The organism is Pseudomonas sp. SDO52101_S400 (assembly GCF_054071635.1).
Map to the genome: position 1 here is coordinate 13,413 of NZ_JBSVWF010000024.1, position 20,571 is coordinate 33,983.

The following is a 20,571-nucleotide window of genomic DNA, read 5'->3' on the forward strand; positions in this document are numbered from 1 at the left end:
AGCCGCAGCGTTGGCTGGTTCACCAGCCTGTTCCCGGTCAAGCTGACCGTCAGCGCAGAAATCGGCTCTTCGCTCAAAGCGGTGAAGGAACAACTGCGCGCCATCCCGAACAAAGGCATCGGCTTCGGTGTGTTGCGTTATCTGGGCAGCGACGCGGTACGCGAAACCCTGCGTGCCTTGCCGCAACCGGCGATCACCTTCAACTACCTCGGGCAGTTCGACAGCAGCTTCGACGCGGGGCAGGCAGCCCTGTTCACGCCATCCAGTGAAGCACGCGGTGCGGAGCAGAGCCTGGACGCCTTGCTCAGCAGTCCGTTGACCCTCAACGGCGGCATTTACGGTGGCGAATTCAGCCTCGGTTGGACCTTCAGTGAACGAATGTTCGAGCGCGGCACCGTGCAGGCCCTGGCCGATGATTACGCCCAGGAACTGGCGGCGCTGATCGAACATTGCTGCCGCGACGGCGTGCACGGTGTGACGCCGTCGGACTTCCCGCTGGCGCCGCTGAGCCAGGCACAACTCGATGGCTTGCCGCTGCCGGCGTCGTTGATCGAAGACATCTACCCGCTGTCGCCGATGCAGCAAGGCATGCTGTTCCACACGCTGTACGAGGAAGAGGCGGGCGATTACATCAACCAGACCCGCGCCGATGTGCAGGGCCTGGATGTCGAGCGCTTCCGTGCCGCCTGGCAGGCGGCGTTGCAGGCACATGACGTGCTGCGCAGTGGTTTCCTGTGGCAGGGCGAGCGTCCGGTGCAAGTGGTGCACAAACAGGTCGAGCTGCCGTTCAGCGTGCAGGACTGGCGTGGTCGCCGCGACTATCAGGCCGATCTCGACGCACTGGCCGCGCAGGAGCGCAAACGGGGCTTCGAACTGACCGCCGCGCCGTTGCTGCGCCTGTGTCTGGTGCGCATCGACGAAGACACCTATCACCTGATCTACACCAACCATCACATCCTGATGGATGGCTGGGGCAACTCGCAGTTGATGGGCGAAGTGCTGCACCGCTACAGCGGCCAGCCGCTGGCGCAATCGGTGGGGCGTTATCGCGACTACATCGCCTGGCTGCAACGTCAGGACGGCAGCGTCAGCGAGTCTTTCTGGAAAACCCAGTTGGCCGACCTGCAAGAGCCGACCCGACTGACCCAGGCCATCGCCCGTCGTGATGACCTGATGGCCGTCGCGGGGTATGCCGATCATCAGCGCGTCATGAACGCCGCTGCGACCCGGCAACTGGCCGAGTTCGCCCGCGAGCAGAAAGTCACCCTCAACACCCTGGTGCAAGCGGCGTGGCTGCTGTTGCTGCAACGCTACAGCGGTCAGGACACGGTCGCATTCGGCGCGACGGTGGCCGGGCGTCCGGCGGATCTCAAAGGCATCGAGCAGCAGATCGGGCTGTTCATCAACACCTTGCCGGTGATCGGCACCCCGCGTGCCGAGCAGAGTGTCGGCCAGTGGCTGCACACCGTGCAGACGCAAAACCTGAGCCTGCGCGAGCACGAACATACGCCGCTGTTCGAGATCCAGCGCTGGGCCGGCAAGGGCGGCGACGCCCTGTTCGACAGCATTCTGGTGTTCGAGAACTACCCGGTGTCCGAGGCCATGCAACAAGGTGCGCCGGCCGGATTGCGCTTCACCGACGTCACCAACCACGAGCAGACCAACTACCCGTTGACCCTCGCCGTGAGCATGGGCGACACCCTGTCGCTGCACTTCAGCTACGGCCGTGCACACTTCGCCGAAGTCGACATTGCGCGACTGGGCGAGCACTTGCACAACCTGCTGACGCAGATGATGCAGGGCGGCGCCCTGGCGTTGGGCCAACTGGAATTGCTTTCCAGCGAGGAGCAACAGCAGCAGGTCGAACAATGGAACGCGACGGCCACGCAATATCCGCTGTCGCGCAGCGTACATTCGCTGATCGAAGATCAGGTGCGCGCCACCCCGGACGCGCTGGCGCTGGTGTTCGGCGAACAACGTCTGACCTACGCCCAGCTCAACGCCCGCGCCAACCAGTTGGCAGCGGTGTTGATCGAACACGGTGTCGGCCCGGAAGTGCTGGTCGGCATTTCGGTCGAGCGTTCGCTGGAAATGGTTGTCGGCCTGCTGGCGATTCTCAAGGCGGGCGGCGCGTATCTGCCGCTGGACCCTGAGTACCCGCAGGATCGTCTGGCCTACATGTTCGAGGACAGCGGCATCGCTTTGCTGCTGACCCAAAGCCATCTGCTGGCGCAACTGCCGGTTCCGGCGGGGCTGCGCAGTCTGGTGCTGGATCAGGACGGTGACTGGCTGGAAGGTCGCAGCGAAGCCAATCCGGAGCTGAACCTCGATCCGGAAAACCTCGCCTACGTGATCTACACCTCCGGCTCGACCGGCAAACCGAAAGGCGCGGGCAACCGCCACTCGGCGCTGGTCAACCGCTTGTGCTGGATGCAACAGGCTTACCAACTGACAGCCGATGACAGCGTGCTGCAAAAGACCCCGTTCAGCTTCGACGTGTCAGTGTGGGAGTTCTTCTGGCCGTTGATGACCGGCTCTTCGTTGGTGGTCGCAGCTCCGGGCGTGCACCGTGATCCGGCGCAACTGATTCAGGTGATCACTGAGCAACGCATCACCACGCTGCACTTCGTGCCGTCGATGTTGCAGGCATTCCTGCAGGATCCGGCGGTGTCCGACTGCACGAGCCTGACCCGGATCGTGTGCAGCGGTGAAGCGTTGCAGGTCGACGCGCAGCAGCAGGTGTTCGCCAAACTGCCGAACGCGGGGCTGTTCAACCTCTACGGCCCGACCGAAGCAGCGATCGACGTGACTCACTGGACGTGCCGCGACGAAGGCCGCGACAGCGTGCCGATCGGTCAGCCGATTGCGAATCTGAGCACCTACATCCTCGACAACAGCCTGGCGCCGTTGCCTGTCGGCGTGATCGGCGAGTTGTACCTGGGCGGCGAAGGTCTGGCCCGTGGTTATCACCGTCGTCCGGCGCTGACCGCCGAGCGTTTCGTCACCAGCCCGTTCGGTGACGGTCAGCGCCTGTACCGCACCGGCGACCTGGCGCGCTATCGCGCTGACGGCGTGATCGAGTACGCCGGGCGCATGGACCATCAGGTGAAGATCCGTGGTCTGCGTATCGAACTGGGCGAAATCGAAGCCCGTCTGGCCGAGCACGATGAGGTGCGCGAGACCGTGGTCATCGCCCAGGACGGCTCGTTGCTGGTGGGTTATGTGGTGCCGAACGACGCCCGTCTGGTGGATGCCGACGAGGCCAGTCGCAGCGATCTGTTCCAGCGTCTTAAAGAACACCTCGCCCGGAACGTTCCTGACTATATGGTTCCGCTGCACTGGGTGCTGCTGGCGAAAATGCCGGTCAGCCCGAACGGCAAACTCGAACGCAAGGCTCTGCCCAAGTTCGATGCCAGCCAGGCGCAGCAGGCCTTTGTCGCGCCGTCCACTGAACTGCAACAACAAGTGGCGGCCATCTGGCAGGACGTGCTGCAACTGGAGCGCATCGGCCTCAACGACAACTTCTTCGAACTGGGCGGCCACTCCTTGCTGGCCGTCACCGTGGTTTCGCGCCTGCAACTGGAACTGGGCCTGAAGCTGACACCGCAATTGATTTTCCAGCACCCCGCGCTTGGCGATTTCGTCAGCCAGCTGGACGCCGCCGATGAGCAAGTCGATATGTTGAAACTGAGCAAGCTGGAATCCCTGCTTGATGAAATGGAGGAGGCTTGATGGATAGGAATGTCGCACTGAAGATTGCCAGGCGGTTTATTTGTCTGCCCCTGGAAAAGCGCACGCTCTATCTTGAAAAGATGCTCCAGGAAGGGGTTTCCCCCGCGAACCTGCCGATCCCGCAGACCCGCGAGGAATTCACCGCGATCCCGTTGTCGTTCGCTCAGGACCGGCAATGGTTTGTCTGGCAGATGGACCCGCACAGTGCGGCCTACAACATTCCGACCGCGCTGCAGTTGCGCGGCACCCTCGACGTGCCGGCGCTGGAGCGTGCGTTCAACGCCGTGATCGCCCGTCACGACAGCCTGCGCACCACCTTCGGTCAGGACGACGAAGGCGCGGTGCAGGTGATTCACGCACAACTGCCGCTGACCATCGCGGTGGATGCGCTGGATAGCGCGGCGGACCCGGCGCAGCGCGAGCAGCAGATTCAGGCCTACATCAACGAACAGTTGCACCTCCCGTTCGATCTGCAGACCGGCCCGCTGATGCGCGCCAGCCTGCTGCGTCTGGCGGATGACGATCATGTATTGGCGGTCACCGTGCACCACATTGCGGCCGATGGCTGGTCGATGCGGGTCATGGTCGAAGAACTGGTGCAGCTGTATTCCGGTTATGCACAGGGGCGCGATGTCAGCCTCGCCGAATTGTCGATCCAGTACGCCGACTACGCCATCTGGCAGCGGCACTGGATGGAGGCGGGCGAGCGGGCGCGGCAACTGGCTTACTGGCAGCAACAACTGGGCAGCGACCATTCGGTGCTGCAACTGCCGACCGATTTTCCTCGACCGTCGGTGCAGAGCTTCCGTGGCCAGCGGCTCGATGTGAGCCTCGACAGCCAATTGGCTGCCGGTTTGAAAACCCTTGCCCAGCGCGAAGGCATGACCGTGTTCATGGTCTTGCTGGCCTCGTTCCAGGCCTTGTTGCACCGCTACAGCGGCCAGAACGAAATCAGCGTCGGCGTGCCCAACGCCAACCGCAACCGGGTCGAGACCGAGCGCCTGATCGGCTTCTTCGTCAACACTCAGGTGCTCAAGGCACGCATTGACCCGCAAGCGAGTTTTCGCAGCCTGCTGCAACAGGTCAAACAATCGGCGATGGGCGCACAAGCGCATCAGGAGCTGCCGTTCGAACAATTGGTGGAAGCCCTGCAACCGGAACGCAGCCTGAGCCACAGCCCGCTGTTCCAGGTGATGTTCAACCACCAGAACCTCGCGACCGGCGAGTCGCAGCAAGGCGCGCGTCTGCCAGGGCTGCAAATCGATCCGCTGAGCATGGCCAGCCAGACCGCCCAGTTTGACCTGAGCCTGGACACCTTCGAGACCCCGCAAGGCCTTGGCGCTCAACTGACCTTTGCCACCGATCTGTTCAGCGCCGCGACCATCGAACGCATGGCCGCGCATTGGCAAAACCTGTTGGCAGCGGTTGTGGCCGACGCGAGTTGCTCGCTGGCCGAACTGGTGTTGCTCGACGCCGCAGAACGCAACGTGATTGTCGAAGGCTGGAACGCCACCGCCACCGAATACCCGCTGTCGCGCAGCGTGCATTCGCTGATCGAAGATCAGGTGCGCGCCACACCGGATGCATTGGCGCTGGTGTTTGGCGAACAACGCCTGACCTACGCCCAGCTCAACGCCCGCGCCAACCAGTTGGCAGATGTGTTGATCGAACAGGGTGTTGGCCCGGAAGTGCTGGTCGGCATTTCGGTTGAGCGCTCGCTGGAAATGGTTGTCGGCCTGCTGGCGATTCTCAAGGCCGGCGGTGCCTATCTGCCGCTGGATCCTGAATATCCGCAGGATCGTCTGGCCTACATGTTCGAGGACAGCGGCATTGCCTTGCTGTTGACTCAAAGCCATCTGCTGGCGCAACTGCCGGTTCCGGCGGGGCTGCGCAGTCTGGTGCTGGATCAGGACGGTGACTGGCTGGAAGGTCGCAGCGAAGCCAATCCGGAGCTGAACCTCGATCCGGAAAACCTCGCCTACGTGATCTACACCTCCGGCTCGACCGGCAAACCGAAAGGCGCGGGCAACCGTCATTCGGCGCTGGTCAACCGCTTGTGCTGGATGCAGCAGGCCTATCAGCTGACGGCTGACGACAGCGTGCTGCAAAAGACCCCGTTCAGCTTCGACGTGTCGGTGTGGGAATTCTTCTGGCCGTTGATGACCGGCTCTTCGTTGGTGGTGGCGGCTCCGGGCGCGCACCGTGATCCGGCGCAACTGATTCAGGTGATCACCGAACAATGCATCACCACGCTGCACTTTGTGCCGTCGATGTTGCAGGCGTTCCTGCAAGACCCGGCGGTGTCCGACTGCACCAGCCTGACCCGGATCGTGTGCAGCGGCGAAGCCTTGCAGGTCGATGCGCAGCAACAGGTGTTTGCCAAGTTGCCGAACGCCGGGCTGTTCAACCTGTATGGCCCGACCGAAGCAGCAATCGACGTCACCCATTGGACTTGCCGCGACGAAGGCCGCGACAGCGTGCCGATCGGTCAGCCCATCGCGAATCTGAGCACCTACATCCTCGACAACAGCCTGGCGCCGTTGCCGGTCGGCGTGATCGGTGAGTTGTACCTGGGCGGCGAAGGCCTGGCTCGGGGTTACCACCGTCGTCCGGCGCTGACCGCCGAGCGTTTCGTCACCAGTCCGTTCGGTGACGGCCAGCGCCTGTACCGCACCGGCGACCTGGCACGCTATCGCGCTGACGGCGTGATCGAGTACGCCGGGCGCATGGACCATCAGGTGAAGATCCGTGGTCTGCGTATCGAACTGGGCGAAATCGAAGCCCGTCTGGCCGAGCACGATGAGGTGCGCGAGACCGTGGTCATCGCCCAGGACGGTTCGTTGCTGGTGGCCTACGTGGTGCCCGACGACGAAGCGCTGTTGAGTGCCGATGACGCCACGCGCAGCGCGAAAAACCTCGAACTCAAGGCGCATCTGGGGCAGAGCCTGCCGGAGTTCATGGTGCCTCAGCACTGGGTCTGGCTGGAGAAAATGCCGGTCAGCCCCAACGGCAAACTCGAACGCAAGGCGTTGCCGAAGTTTGACGCCAGCACCCTGCAAAACACCTTTGTCGCGCCGCAGACCGAGCTGCAAAAACACGTCGCGGCGATCTGGCAGGACGTGCTCAAGCTTGAGCGCGTCGGCCTGACCGACAACTTCTTCGAACTGGGCGGCCATTCGCTGCTGGTAACCCAGGTGGTCTCGCGCATCCGCCGCACGCTGGATATTCAGGTGCCGCTGCGCACGCTGTTCGAACACAGCAGCCTGGAAGCCTTTGTCCGCGTCCTCGATGCCGATCAACAGACCACGCAAACCCCGATTCCACAGGTCGGCCGCGAGCAACCGCTGGCGCTGTCCTACGCCCAGGAGCGTCAATGGTTCCTGTGGCAGATGGACCCGCAAAGCGCTGCGTACAACATTCCTACTGCGCTGCGCCTGCGCGGCGAACTCGATCGTGCGGCTCTGGAGCAAAGCTTCCAGGCGCTGATCCAGCGCCACGAAAGCCTGCGCACGGCGTTTGTCGATACCGACGGGCGTGTGCAGCAAGTGATCCGGCCGAGCGGGCAGGTCGCGTTGCACGAGCAGACCCTGACCAACGCCACGGATGAGCAGATCCAAGCCTTCGTCGAACAACAGACCCGGCAGGCGTTCGATCTGTTGGCGGGCGAGTTGCTGCGAGTAGCCTTGTTGCGCATCAGCGACACCGACCATGTGCTGGTGCTGACCCTGCACCACATCGTCTCCGATGGCTGGTCGATGCAGGTGATGATCGAAGACCTGATCGCCTGTTATGCCGCGTTCAGTCAGGGCCGCACGGCCGAGTTGCCGGCACTGGCGGTGCAGTACGCCGATTACGCGGTGTGGCAGCGCGAGTGGATGGACAACGGCGAGCGCGAGCGCCAGCTGACGTACTGGAAATCTCAACTGGGCAGCGAACAACCGCTGCTGGAAATGCCGGCCGACCATCCACGTCCCGCCGTGCAGAGCTTTCGCGGCGCACGTCTGAACGTGACCATCGAACCGGCGCTGGGTGACGCACTCAAGGCGCTGGCACGGCGTGAAGGCGTGACCGTGTTCATGTTGCTGCTGGCCTCGTTCCAGACCCTGTTGCACCGTTACAGCGGTCAGTCGGATATCCGTGTCGGGGTGCCGATTGCCAACCGCAATCGTCTGGAAATCGAGCGACTGATCGGCTTCTTCGTCAACACCCAGGTGCTGCGTGCCGAGTTCGATCCGGCGCTGGATTTCGCCCGGTTGCTGCAGCAGGTCAAGCACACCGCGATTGCCGCGCAAATGCATCAGGACCTGCCGTTCGAGCAACTAGTCGATGCCTTGCAGCCTGAGCGTAATCTGAGCCACAGCCCGTTGTTCCAGGCGATGTTCAACCATCGCACCGAAGCCGAATCCGATCTGGTCGCGCAATTGCCGGGGCTGAACCTGCAAAGCCTGAGCTGGGAACACCGGACGGCGCAGTTCGATCTGGCGCTGGACACCGGCGACAGCCCGGAAGGCCTGGATGCGTCCTTTACCTTTGCCACCGATCTGTTCGAAGACAGCAGCATCCAGCGCCTCGCCGGGCATTGGCTGAACCTGCTCAAAGCCGTCGTGGCTGACGCGACACGTCCGCTGGCCGAACTGGTGCTGCTCGACAGCGCAGAACGCGAGCTGATTGTCGAAGGCTGGAACGCCACTGCCACCGAATACCCGCTGTCGCGCAGCGTGCATTCGCTGATCGAGGATCAGGTGCGCGCCACGCCGGAGGCTCTGGCGCTGGTGTTTGGAGAACAACGCCTGACCTACGCCCAGCTCAACGCCCGCGCCAACCAGTTGGCAGCGGTGTTGATCGAACACGGTGTCGGCCCGGAAGTGCTGGTCGGCATTTCGGTCGAGCGTTCGCTGGAAATGGTTGTCGGCCTGCTGGCGATTCTCAAGGCGGGCGGCGCGTATCTGCCGCTGGACCCTGAGTACCCGCAGGATCGTCTGGCCTACATGTTCGAGGACAGCGGCATCGCTTTGCTGCTGACCCAAAGCCATCTGCTGGCGCAACTGCCGGTTCCGGCGGGGCTGCGCAGTCTGGTGCTGGATCAGGACGGTGACTGGCTGGAAGGTCGCAGCGAAGCCAATCCGGAGCTGAACCTCGATCCGGAAAACCTCGCCTACGTGATCTACACCTCCGGCTCGACCGGCAAACCGAAAGGCGCGGGCAACCGTCATTCGGCGCTGGTCAACCGCTTGTGCTGGATGCAGCAGGCCTATCAGCTGACGGCTGACGACAGCGTGCTGCAAAAGACCCCGTTCAGCTTCGACGTGTCGGTGTGGGAGTTCTTCTGGCCGCTGATGACCGGTTCGTCGCTGGTGGTGGCTGCTCCGGGTGCACACCGGGATCCGGCGCAACTGATTCAGGTGATCACCGAACAGCGCATTACCACGCTGCACTTCGTACCGTCGATGTTGCAGGCGTTCCTGCAAGACCCGGCGGTGGGCGAGTGCAGCAGCCTGACGCGAATTGTGTGCAGCGGTGAAGCCTTGCAGGTCGATGCCCAGCAGCAGGTGTTCGCCAAGTTGCCGAACGCCGGTTTGTTCAACCTGTATGGCCCGACCGAAGCAGCGATCGACGTGACTCACTGGACCTGCCGCGATGAAGGTCGTGACAGCGTGCCGATCGGTCAGCCCATCGCGAATCTGAGCACCTACATCCTCGACAACAGCCTGGCGCCGTTGCCGGTCGGCGTGATCGGTGAGTTGTACCTGGGCGGCGAAGGCCTGGCCCGTGGTTATCACCGTCGTCCGGCGCTGACGGCAGAACGCTTTGTTACCAGCCCGTTCGGTGACGGCCAGCGCCTGTACCGCACCGGCGACCTGGCACGTTATCGCGCTGATGGCGTTATCGAGTACGCCGGGCGCATGGACCATCAGGTGAAGATCCGCGGTCTGCGAATCGAACTGGGCGAAATCGAAGCGCGTCTGGCCGAGCACGATGAGGTGCGCGAGACCGTGGTCATCGCCCAGGACGGTTCGTTGCTGGTGGGTTATGTGGTGCCGAACGACGAATCGATGCTGGAGGCGGACGATGATCGTCGTCAGGCCTTCCAGCGCCGTCTCAAGGTACACCTGAGCCAGAACCTGCCGGAGTACATGATCCCGCAACACTGGCTGTTGCTGGCGAAGATGCCGGTCAGCCCCAACGGCAAACTCGAACGCAAAGCCCTGCCGAAAGCCGACTTGAGTGTCAGCCAAAAAGCCTACAGCGCACCGACCAGTGAGATCGAGCAAGCGCTGGTGGCGATCTGGCAGAGCGTGCTGGGCCTGGAGCAGGTGGGTATTCACGACAACTTCTTTGAGCTGGGCGGGGATTCGATCATCTCGATCCAGGTGGTCAGCCGCGCCCGGCAAGCCGGGATTCATTTCAGTCCCAAGGATCTGTTCCTGCACCAGAACGTGCAGAGTCTGGCAGCGGTGGCCAAGGTCGGTGTTGCTGGCCCGAGCACCGATCAGGGCCCGGTGACGGGCGACAGTCCGTTGCTGCCGTTCCAGCACCTGTTCTTCGACAGCGCCATGGCCGAGCCGCATCACTGGAACCAGTCGGTGTTGCTCAAACCGCGCGAAACGCTGGATGCCGCCCACGTCGAGCAAGCGTTGCAGGCACTGCTGGTGCAGCACGATGCCTTGCGACTGGCGTTCAGCCAGTGTGATGGGCAGTGGTCAGCAACTCACCGTGCTCCGGGCGTCGAACCGCTGCTCTGGCAACACGCGGTGGCGGATGATGCCGCGCTGGAACAACTGGGCGAACAGGCGCAACGCAGCCTCGACCTGGAAAACGGCCCGTTGCTGCGGGCACTGCTGGCGACCCTCGCCGATGGCAGCCAGCGCTTGTTGTTGGTGATCCATCACCTGGCAGTCGACGGGGTGTCGTGGCGGATTTTGCTGGAAGACCTGCAACAGGCATATCAGCAGTTGCAGGCCGGTCAGGCACTCAAGTTGCCGGCCAAGACCAGCGCTGCGAAAGCCTGGGCGCAACGTCTGCAAAGCTACGCCGCCAGCCCGGCACTGCAAACGGAACTGGGCTTCTGGCAGGCGCAGTTGCAAGGCGCGAAGGTTGAACTGCCGCTGGATCATGCTGACGGTGCACTGCAAAACCGCTACGCCGCGAGCGTCGAAACCCGCCTCGACAAAGAGCAGACCCGCCGACTGCTGCAACAGGCACCGGCGGCGTATCGCACGCAGGTCAACGACCTGCTGCTGACCGCACTGGCACGGGTCATTTCCCGCTGGACCGCCAGCGAATCGACCCTGATTCAGCTCGAAGGTCACGGCCGTGAAGACCTGTTCGATGAACTGGATCTGAGCCGCACCGTGGGCTGGTTCACCAGCCTGTTCCCGGTCCGGTTGACCCCGACTGGCGACCTCGCCGGTTCGATCAAAGCGGTCAAGGAGCAACTGCGCGCGATTCCGGCCAAAGGCATCGGTTTCGGTGCGCTGCGTTATCTGGGCGACGACGCGGCGCGTCAGACCCTGCAAGCGTTGCCGATGCCGCGCATCACCTTCAACTATCTGGGGCAGTTCGATGCCGGTTTTGCTGACGATGGCGGTGCGTTGTTCAGCCCGGCCAACGAGTCGGCCGGCGCCGAGCAAAGCCCGTTGGCGGCGCTGGGTAACTGGCTGACGCTCAATGGTCAGGTGTATGGCGGCGAGTTGAGTGTTGGCTGGACGTTCAGTTCGCAGATGTTCGACACCGCGACCATTCAGGCGCTGGCCGATGCCTATGCGCAGGAACTGAAGGCATTGCTGGAGCATTGCTGCCAGCGCGACAGCCATGGCGTGACGCCGTCGGACTTCCCGCTGGCGCACCTGACTCAGGTGCAGCTCGATTCGCTGGCGCTGGCGCCGCAACAGATCGAAGACATCTATCCACTGTCACCGATGCAGCAGGGCATGTTGTTCCACACTCTGTACGAGCAACAGGCCGGCGATTACATCAATCAGATGTGCGTCGACGTTCAAGGCCTCGACATCGAACGCTTCCGTGCGGCGTGGCAAGACGCGCTGGATGCCCACGATGTGCTGCGCAGCAGCTTTGTCTGGGACGGTGAGTTCCAGCGTCCGGTGCAAGTCATCCACAAGCATCTGACCGTACCGTTCAGCGTGCTCGACTGGCGTGACCGCGCGGACCTGCCGCAGGCCATCGCCGCCCTGGCGCTGGCCGAACAGCAGCAAGGTTTCGAACTGGGCGCAGCGCCGTTGTTGCGCCTGCTGGTGGTGCGTACCGCTGCCGATGCCTGCCACTTGATCTACACCAGTCATCACATCCTGATGGACGGCTGGAGCAACTCGCAGTTGCTCGGCGAAGTGCTGCAACGCTACAGCGGCCAGCCACCGGCCGGCGGTGTGGGTCGTTATCGTGATTACATTCAGTGGCTGGCCCGACAGGACGCGCACGTCAGCGAAGCATTCTGGAACGCGCAACTGGCCGATCTGCAAGAGCCGACCCGACTGGCGCGCGCGTTTGCCGCAGTGCAACCGGTCAAGGGCCATGGCGAGCGTTTCCATGTGCTGGACGAGGTGCGCACGCGCCAGCTCAACGAGTTTGCCCGTGGCCATAAAGTCACCCTCAACACGCTGGTGCAAAGTGCCTGGCTGCTGCTGTTGCAACGCTTCACCGGGCTCGACACCGTCAGCTTCGGTGCGACCGTGTCCGGGCGTCCGGCGCAACTGGCCGGCGTCGAGCAACAGATCGGCCTGTTCATCAACACCTTGCCGGTGATCGCCAGCCCGCGTGCCGAACAAACGTTGAGTGCCTGGTTGCAACAGGTGCAGGCGCAGAACCTGGCACTGCGCGAGCAGGAACACACGCCGCTGTTCGAGATCCAGCGCTGGGCCGGGCAGGGCGGTGAGGCGCTGTTCGACAATATTCTGGTGTTCGAAAACTACCCGGTGTCCGAAGCGCTGCAACAAGGTGCGCCGCAGGATCTGCGCTTTGGCGAAGTGGCCAATCACGAACAGACCAACTACCCGCTGACCCTTGCGGTCAGCCTCGACGCACAACTGTCGCTGCACCTGAGTTTTGACCGTGAGCAGTTCGACGAGCGTTCCGTCGAACAACTGGCGAGCCAGCTCGATCACCTGTTGCAGCAAATGGTGCAGGCACCGGCGTCGACCTGTCTGGGCGACCTGGCACTGGCGGCCGGGCCGATGCTCACTGCCATCGACGCACCGGCCAGCGAACGTTGTGTGCATCAGTGGTTCGAGCAGCAAGCGTCGCAAACCCCGGATGCCATCGCCCTGATATTCGAAGACCGGCAACTGACTTACGCCGAGCTCAATGCGGCCGCCAACCGCGTGGCCCACGGCTTGTTGCAACACAACGTCGGCAGCGATGTGCTGGTGGGGATTGCGGTTGATCGCTCCATGGACATGATCATCAGCCTGTTGGCCGTGCTCAAGGCAGGTGGCGCCTACGTGCCGCTGGACCCTGGCTATCCGGCCGACCGTCTGCTGGCGATGATCGAAGACAGCGGCCTGCGCCTGATGCTCAGTCAGCAGCATCTGCTGGAACGGCTGCCCTCGGTGGCTGGCGTGCGCACGCTGACCGTGGACGGCGATGCATGGCCGTTGCTCGACAGCAACCCGTCGCCCGTCGTGCATGGGCAGAGCCTGGCTTACGTGATGTTCACCTCCGGCTCGACCGGGCGCCCGAAAGGCGTGGGCATCAGCCACGCGACGCTGGCCCGGCACACCCGCGTGTCAGAAGCCTACAAAGGCCTGTCGGCCAGTGATCGGGTGCTGCAGTTTGCGACGTTCAACTTCGACAGTTTTGTCGAGCAGGTCTACCCGGCACTGACCTGCGGCGCGGCGGTGGTGCTGCGTGGCAACGAGGTGTGGGACAGCGAAACCCTGTATCAGGAAATTCTTGCCCGGGACATCAGCATCGCCGACCTGACTACCGCCTACTGGAACGTGGTGGTGCAGGACTTCGCCGACCACGGCCCGCGCGACTACGGTCGTCTGCGCCAGATGGTGGTGGGCGGGGAAGCCATGCCGCCGCAAGGCATCGCGGCGTATCAGCGTGCAGGGCTTGAGCAAGTGCAACTGATCAACGCCTATGGCCCGACCGAAGCGACGGTCACCAGCACCGTGCTCGACTGTGTCGACTACGTGCAGGGCGGCCAGCTGCTGCCGGCGGCATTGCCGATCGGTCACGGTCTGGCGGGGCGCACGATTTATATCCTCGACAGCGCCGGGCAACCGGTGCCGCAAGCTGTGGTGGGCGAGTTGCTGATTGGCGGCGAGCTGTTGGCGCGGGGCTACTTCCAGCGCCCTGAGCTGACGGCTGATCGCTTCCTGCCTGACCCGTTCAGCGCGGTGGGCGGGCGGCTGTATCGCACTGGCGATCTGGCGCGGGTCAACGCTGACGGTTTGATCGAATACGTCGGGCGTCTCGATCATCAAGTCAAGGTGCGCGGTTTCCGAATCGAACTGGGCGAGATCGAGACTTGCCTGTTGCGTCAGGCCGGTGTGCGTCAGGCGCTGGTGCTGGCGCAGCCGGGGGTGGGCGGTCAGCAACTGGTGGCTTACGTCGTGCCGCACGACGAAACACTGGCCAGCAACGCTGATGCAACGTTGCTTCAAACACTGCGTGACGGGCTGAAAAACAGCCTGCCGGACTACATGCAACCAAGCCATGTCCTGCTGCTGACGCAGTTGCCAATCGGCCCGAGTGGCAAGCTGGATCGCAAGGCCTTGCCACTGCCGGACAGCCAGGTGTCGAGCGAAGATTTCGTCGCGCCGCAGGGCCAGCTGGAGCAACAGATCGCTCAGGTCTGGCAGGACGTGCTGGAGCGCGAGCAGATCGGGCGCAACGCGCACTTCTTCGAGGCCGGCGGTCATTCGTTGCTGGCGACCCAGGCCGTCTCGCGCTTGCGCAAAGTTACCGGTCTGACGCTGAGCCTGCGCGATCTGTTCGGTGCGCCGGTGCTCAAGGATCTGGCGGCGGTCATGCAGGCCAACGTCGGGGCCGAGCTGGCGGCGTTCGATTCACGTCAGGTCGAGCTCAAGGCTCACGGCGCCAAGAGCAGCGCGCCGCTGTCGCTGGTGCAGCGCCGCTTGTGGATCGCCGAGCAATTGTCCGGTGGCACGTCCGCCTATGGCATGCCGATGGCGTTGCGTTTGCGCGGTGATTTGTCGGTGCAGCGCCTGCTGGCGAGTTTCGCCGAAGTGGTGCAGCGCCATGAAGTGTTGCGCACGGCCTATGTGCAAGACGATGAGGGCGACCCGATTGCCGTGATCGTCGATGAAGTCGAGCTGGATTTCCCGCTGATCGATCTGTCCGGCCTGTCGCGCAGCGATCAGGAAGAACAGGTGGCGCAAGCCGTCCTCGACAACGCCAACACGCCGATCGACATGGATCAGGCGCCGCTGTTGCGCGGACGCATCCTGCACCTGAGCCCGAGCGAACATGTGTTGCTGTATTCGATGCACCACATCATTTCCGACGGTTGGTCGATGGGCGTGCTGATCAACGAACTGGTGGAAATCTACGACCGTGCCAGCGCTGGTGAACCGCATGCCTTGCCGGCCCTGGCCGTGCAGTATTCGGACTTTGCCCTGTGGCAACAGGCGCTGGAGCAACAAGGCGTGCTCGGGCAGCAGGCGACGTTCTGGAAGGAGCAACTGGCGGGTTACAGCGGCCAGCTCAGTCTGCCGCAGGACAACCCGCGCGGTGCGACGCCGTCCTACGCCGGCGACGCGGTGCAGTTTGCCCTTGGCGCTCAGTTGAGTCGCGACGTCCGGGCGCTGGCCTCACGGGCTGGAGTCACGCTGTACAGCACGTTGCTGGCGTCGTTCCAGATCTTGCTGCACCGGGTCAGCGAAGGCGCCGATGTGTTGGTCGGTGCCGACGTGGCCGGGCGCGAGCGGGCGGAGCTGGAACGCTTGATCGGTTTCTTCGTCAACGTGTTGCCGCTGCGCTCACGGTTTGCTGGCGAGGCCTCGTTCAGCGGCTTCCTGACGCAGACCCAGGACACGCTGCTGCAAGCGCTGGAACATCAGGACCTGCCGTTCGACATGATCGTCGATGCGTCGGGCGTGCCACGCCACAAGGGCATGAACCCGCTGGTTCAGGTGCTGTTCGTGATGAACAACCTGCCGGGCCGCACCCAGGCCATGGGCGGTTTGAGCGTCGAAGCGCTGCCGTCGCTGGAGACCCATTCTAAATTCGACATGGCATTGTTCGTTGACGAAGAAGAAGGGCAATTGCTGGGTAATTGGCAATTCGCCACAAGCTTGTTCGGACATGAGCGCATTCAGTACCTGGTCAAGGCCTGGATAGCCCTGTTGGAACAGATCGTCGCTGATCAGGACATTCAATTGGGAGCTATCAGCATGCCAGTCGACAATTTAGCAGCGGCCACCCGGCCGTCTGCCCCCGGACCCAAGGCCGACAAACTGGGCAAATTCCTCAAGCGCGGCGCCGCCCCGGTGGCCAAGGCACGCCCGGCGCCAGTGCGTGAATCGTTGATGGCGGCGCCACAACCGTTCCCGCTGCTGGTGGAGCCGAACGAGCCGCAACTGGACCTGATCGAGTGGATCAAGAACAACCGGCCGCTGATCGAGGCGAAGCTCGCCACCCATGCCGGCATTCTGTTCCGCGGTTTCGAGCTCGACGGCATTCAGGGCTTTGAAGCGTTCGCCGAAGCGATCCAGCCCGGTCTGTACGGCCAGTACGGCGACCTGCCGAAGAAAGAGGGCGGCAAGAACACCTACCGCTCCACGCCGTACCCGGAACGCAAGATGATTCTGTTCCACAACGAGAGCTCCCATCAGGACCGCTGGCCGCGCAAGCAGATGTTCTATTGCGAAGTGGCGGCCCCGGTTGGCGGCGCGACGCCGGTGGTGGATTGCCGCTTGATGTACGAAAAACTGCCGGCGGACCTGCGGGACAAGTTCGAGGAAAAGGGCCTGCTGTATGTGCGCACCTTCACCGACAAACTGGACGTGTCGTGGCAGCACTTCTTCAAGACCGAAGACCGTGCCGAAGTCGAGGCCCGCTGCCGGGCCGGCGGTATCGAATGGCGCTGGCTGGACAACGACGAACTGCAAACCCGCACCCCGGGCCCGGCGATCATTCGCCACCCGGTGACCGGTGCGAAATCGTTCTTCAACCAGGTGCAACTGCACCACATCTACTGGCTGGAACCGGATGTGCGTGAAGACCTGTTGTCGATGTTCGGCCTGGAGCGCATGCCGCGCCACGTTTACTACGGGGACGGCACGCCGATCGAAGACGAGGTGATGCAGCGCATCGGCGAGCTCTACGAAGCTTGCGCCGTGCGGTTCGACTGGCAGAAGGGCGATGCCATTCTGCTCGACAACATGCTGGTGGCGCATGCCCGCGATCCGTTCGAAGGTCCGCGCAAGATTGTCGTGGCCATGGGTGATATGTTCGACCACAGCGACCTGCAAGGCGCCCGTGTCGAGCCTGTCCATGCAACCGAAGGAACAGAGGCATGAACGAGGTGGTGATGGAACAACAGGACGTGGGGCAAGCGTTGACCCCCGAGCAGCAGATGCTCTGCGATCAACTGCCCGGCGCTGCATGCTGGGCCGACGCTGCACGTTTCTTGCGCATCGATATCGCCGGTGAACTTGACGTGGCGCGCCTGCAAGCGGCCTTCGACCAGGTGCTGGAACAGCAACCGATGTTGCTGGCCCGGTTGGCCAAGGCTCCCGGTTTTCATGGCCTGCGCCAGTTCACCGACGTCGCCGAGCGCTTCCCGCTGACGGTGCAAAACGCACCGGCCAGCGAAGCCGAGATTCAGGCGCAATTGACCGAGTGGGCGCAGCGCGCCTTTGTTCCCGGCGAATCTGCCGGTGCGCAAGCGGTGTTGTACGCATTGCCGGAACAACGTTGGGCGCTCCTGCTGGGCGCGGCTCGTCACAGCCTGGATGGCAACGCGCTGACGCTGCTCTATCAGCACGTGCTGCGCGCGTATGAACAGCGTGAATGGCCTGAAGACGAAGAGTCGGGTGAGTTCGGTCAGTACCTGGAATGGCGCAGCGAAGTGATCCTCGACGAGGATGCCGCGACCGCCCGGGCGTATTGGCAGACACAACTCAGTGGCGTCGATGCGAGCTTGTCGACGCCTTGGCTGGCGGCGCGTGAGTCCACGGTGTCGGGCGCTGATTCGGCGAGTCTCAGCAAGCCACTCGATGCTTCATTGATCGCAGGGCTTGAACGTCTGACGCAGACCGTTGCACAACCGGTGACAGTGCTGATGCAAAGCGCCTGGTGGCTGTTGCTGGCCCGTTTGAGCGGTCGCGACGAAGTGTTGATGGGCTGGCGCCACGATGGCCGCGAAGACTATGAGTATTTCTCCGGTGCAATCGGGGTGTTCGAGAAAACCCTGCCGCTGAATTTGCCCGTGGATGCCGATCAGTCGTTCACGCAATGGCTGCCGACAGTCGTCGCGCGCCTGGAAGAACACCGGCTCTGGCAGGAATACTGGGCCCCTGAGCTGCAACCGGCGGCTGCCCGTCCGGCCTATGGTTTTGCGCTGCACCGTCAGGCACAACCTGTGGCGATCGGCGCGACCCGCTGCACGGCGCAACGGGTGGAGACCGGGCGCGGTGGCGCGTTCGAGTTGCTGTTGCAAGTGCAATTGAGCACCGAGAACGTGGCCAGCGCGGTTGCGCTGGAATATGCCGCGCAGCGCTACAGCGCGGCGTCGATCCAAGTGCTGCTGGAGCAATACGTCACGCTGCTGGGCCAGATCGTGGCCGACGCACACGCGCCGCTGAAAACGATCAGCCTGCTGACCGAGGCCGAGCGTCAGCGTTTGCTGTCGATCAATCCGTCGGCGCGTACCTGGGCCGACACCCCCTTGTTGCCGCAACGCATCGCCGAATGGGCGCAGTCCACGCCAGAAGCGCTGGCACTGACCGATGAGGCCGGCAGCCTGAATTACGCGCAGCTGCAGGCGCAGGTCGAGCGGCTGGCGACGGGGTTGCATGCCGAGGGCGCGGGTCCTGATTCGATCGTCGCGCTGGCCTTGCCGCGTTCGGCAGCGCTGGTGGTGGCGATGCTCGCGATCTGGCGAGTGGGCGCGGCGTATCTGCCGCTGGATCGCCAATGGCCGCTGGCACGTCAGCAACTGATGCTCGAGCAGGCGCGTGCCGGCCTGTTGCTGACCGACGCCACGCAGATTGCCGAATGGCACGACAGTACGCTGCCGGTGCGTTTCATCGATCAATTGCTGGCAGCGGACACGGCGCCGGCTCCGGTCCATGAGACTCAAGGCAGCGACCTCGCTTACGTGCTGTTCACTTCGGGTTCTACCGGCACGCCAAAAGGTGTGTTGATCGAACACCGACACCTGCTCAACTACACCGCCAGTGTCAGCTCGGCGCTGGGGCTGGACGGTCACCGGCACTTCGGTCTGACCTCCACGGTGGCGGCGGATCTGGGCAACACCACATTGTTCGGTGCGCTGTTCAACGGGGCGGCGCTGCACGTGGCCAGCGATGAACAGATGCAGGATGCACAGGCATTCGCCGGCTATCTGCAAGAGCAGGCCATCGACTGCCTGAAAATCGTTCCGTCGCATCTGGCCGCGCTGCTCGACAGCGATACCCCGCGTTTGCCGCGAACCCTGGTGCTGGGCGGGGAGGCCATCGCCGCACCGTTGATCCAGCGCATCGCGCAGGTGCGCGGCGATTGTCAGGTGTTCAACCACTACGGCCCGACCGAAACCACGGTCGGCGTGATGGTGCACAAGGTTGCGCCGGAGCAGGGCGCCGGTCTGCTGAGCCGGGTGCTCGACAACAATCAGGTGTATGTGCTCGACGCGCAACAGCAATTGGCGCCGGTCGGTGTCGTTGGCGAGTTGTATGTCGGCGGTGCGCAGCTGTTTCGCGGGTACATCAATGTCGACGCCGAGCCGGGATTGTTGATCGACAACCCGTTCATCCGCGGTGAACACCTGTATCGCACCGGCGATCTTGCGCGCTATTTGCCTGAAGGCGCGATTGTCCTGCACGGGCGGCGCGATCATCAGATCAAGGTGCGCGGTTTCCGCATCGAACTGACGGAAGTCGAGGCGCAATTGCTGCGCCTGCCATCGGTGCAGGAAGCCGTGGTGATTGCCGGGGACCGTCCTGAGCAAGGCTTGCAGGCGTTCGTCGTGGCGCGTGAATCGCTGGCGGCGGACAGTCTGCGTGAGCAACTGGCGCAGCAACTGCCGGCGGTGATGGTGCCGCAGCAGATTCGCTTCATCGAACGCCTGCCACGGCTGGCCAACGGCAAGATCGACCGCAAGGCCTTGCAGCAACTGGTCGATCAAGGCGTCGACGATGACTACGTCGCGCCGCGAGACGCCCTCGAAACCTTGCTTGCCGGGCGCATGGCGCAATTGCTCGGGCAGGATCGCCTGAGCATCGAACGCGACTTTTTCGCCGCCGGTGGCCACTCGTTGCTGGTGATCAAACTGGTCGCGGGTATTCGCAAGCTGTTGCAGTGCGAAATCCACCCGGGCGTGGTCTTCGACCATCCGACCGTGGCCGGGCTCGCGCAAGCGTTGCGTGGTCAGGAAACGAGTCCCGGGCAACTGGACAAACTGGCTCAGGCGCGGGTGCGTCTTGAGTCCATGAGCCCCGAGGAGAAAGCCCTGCTGACCGAAAAGGCCCGGCAGATGCAAGCCGCCAAGGTCGCTCAGGACGTCTGACCGTCCGGCCAGGAAAAACCGTCGCCCCCGTGCGGCGGTTTTTTTTAATTTATTTCACAAATGATAAACAAACGCATTCCGGTTTTTCCGGTCTGCTCCGTCTTACTAACGTAAGCGCGTGAAAT

Annotated in this window: 3 protein-coding genes (1 of these 3 cut by a window edge); all 3 read left to right on the top strand. The window is 63.2% G+C overall.

Going from position 1 to position 20,571, the window contains the following annotated elements; all coding sequences use genetic code 11:
- Tightly spaced (each overlapping or abutting the next), the 3 genes in view from ACW9HX_RS14115 to ACW9HX_RS14125 form a layout consistent with a single transcriptional unit that may run on beyond the window.
- Positions 1 to 3,732: the end of a non-ribosomal peptide synthase/polyketide synthase gene (locus ACW9HX_RS14115; protein WP_457381075.1), read on the top strand. Its footprint begins 13,233 nt before the window's first position; the window shows 3,732 of its 16,965 coding nt (coding positions 13,234-16,965); its start codon lies beyond the left edge, outside the window; it ends in the stop codon at positions 3,730 to 3,732.
- Positions 3,732 to 17,237, top strand: coding sequence for a non-ribosomal peptide synthase/polyketide synthase (locus ACW9HX_RS14120; RefSeq protein ID WP_457381076.1), 13,506 nt, complete (start codon positions 3,732 to 3,734; stop codon positions 17,235 to 17,237). The genes ACW9HX_RS14115 and ACW9HX_RS14120 overlap by 1 nt, the downstream gene beginning before the upstream one ends.
- Positions 17,234 to 20,446, top strand: a complete 3,213-nt coding sequence (locus tag ACW9HX_RS14125; protein WP_457381077.1) for a non-ribosomal peptide synthetase — start codon at positions 17,234 to 17,236, stop codon at positions 20,444 to 20,446. Before ACW9HX_RS14120 ends, ACW9HX_RS14125 begins: the two co-directional genes overlap by 4 nt.
- The last annotated feature ends 125 nt before the right edge of the window (positions 20,447 to 20,571 follow it).

Coding starts and splice junctions, on each gene's coding strand:
- ACW9HX_RS14120 (WP_457381076.1), top strand. CDS start 3,732: ATGGATAGGAATGTCGCACTGAAGATTGCCAGGCGGTTTATTTGTCTG.
- ACW9HX_RS14125 (WP_457381077.1), top strand. CDS start 17,234: ATGAACGAGGTGGTGATGGAACAACAGGACGTGGGGCAAGCGTTGACC.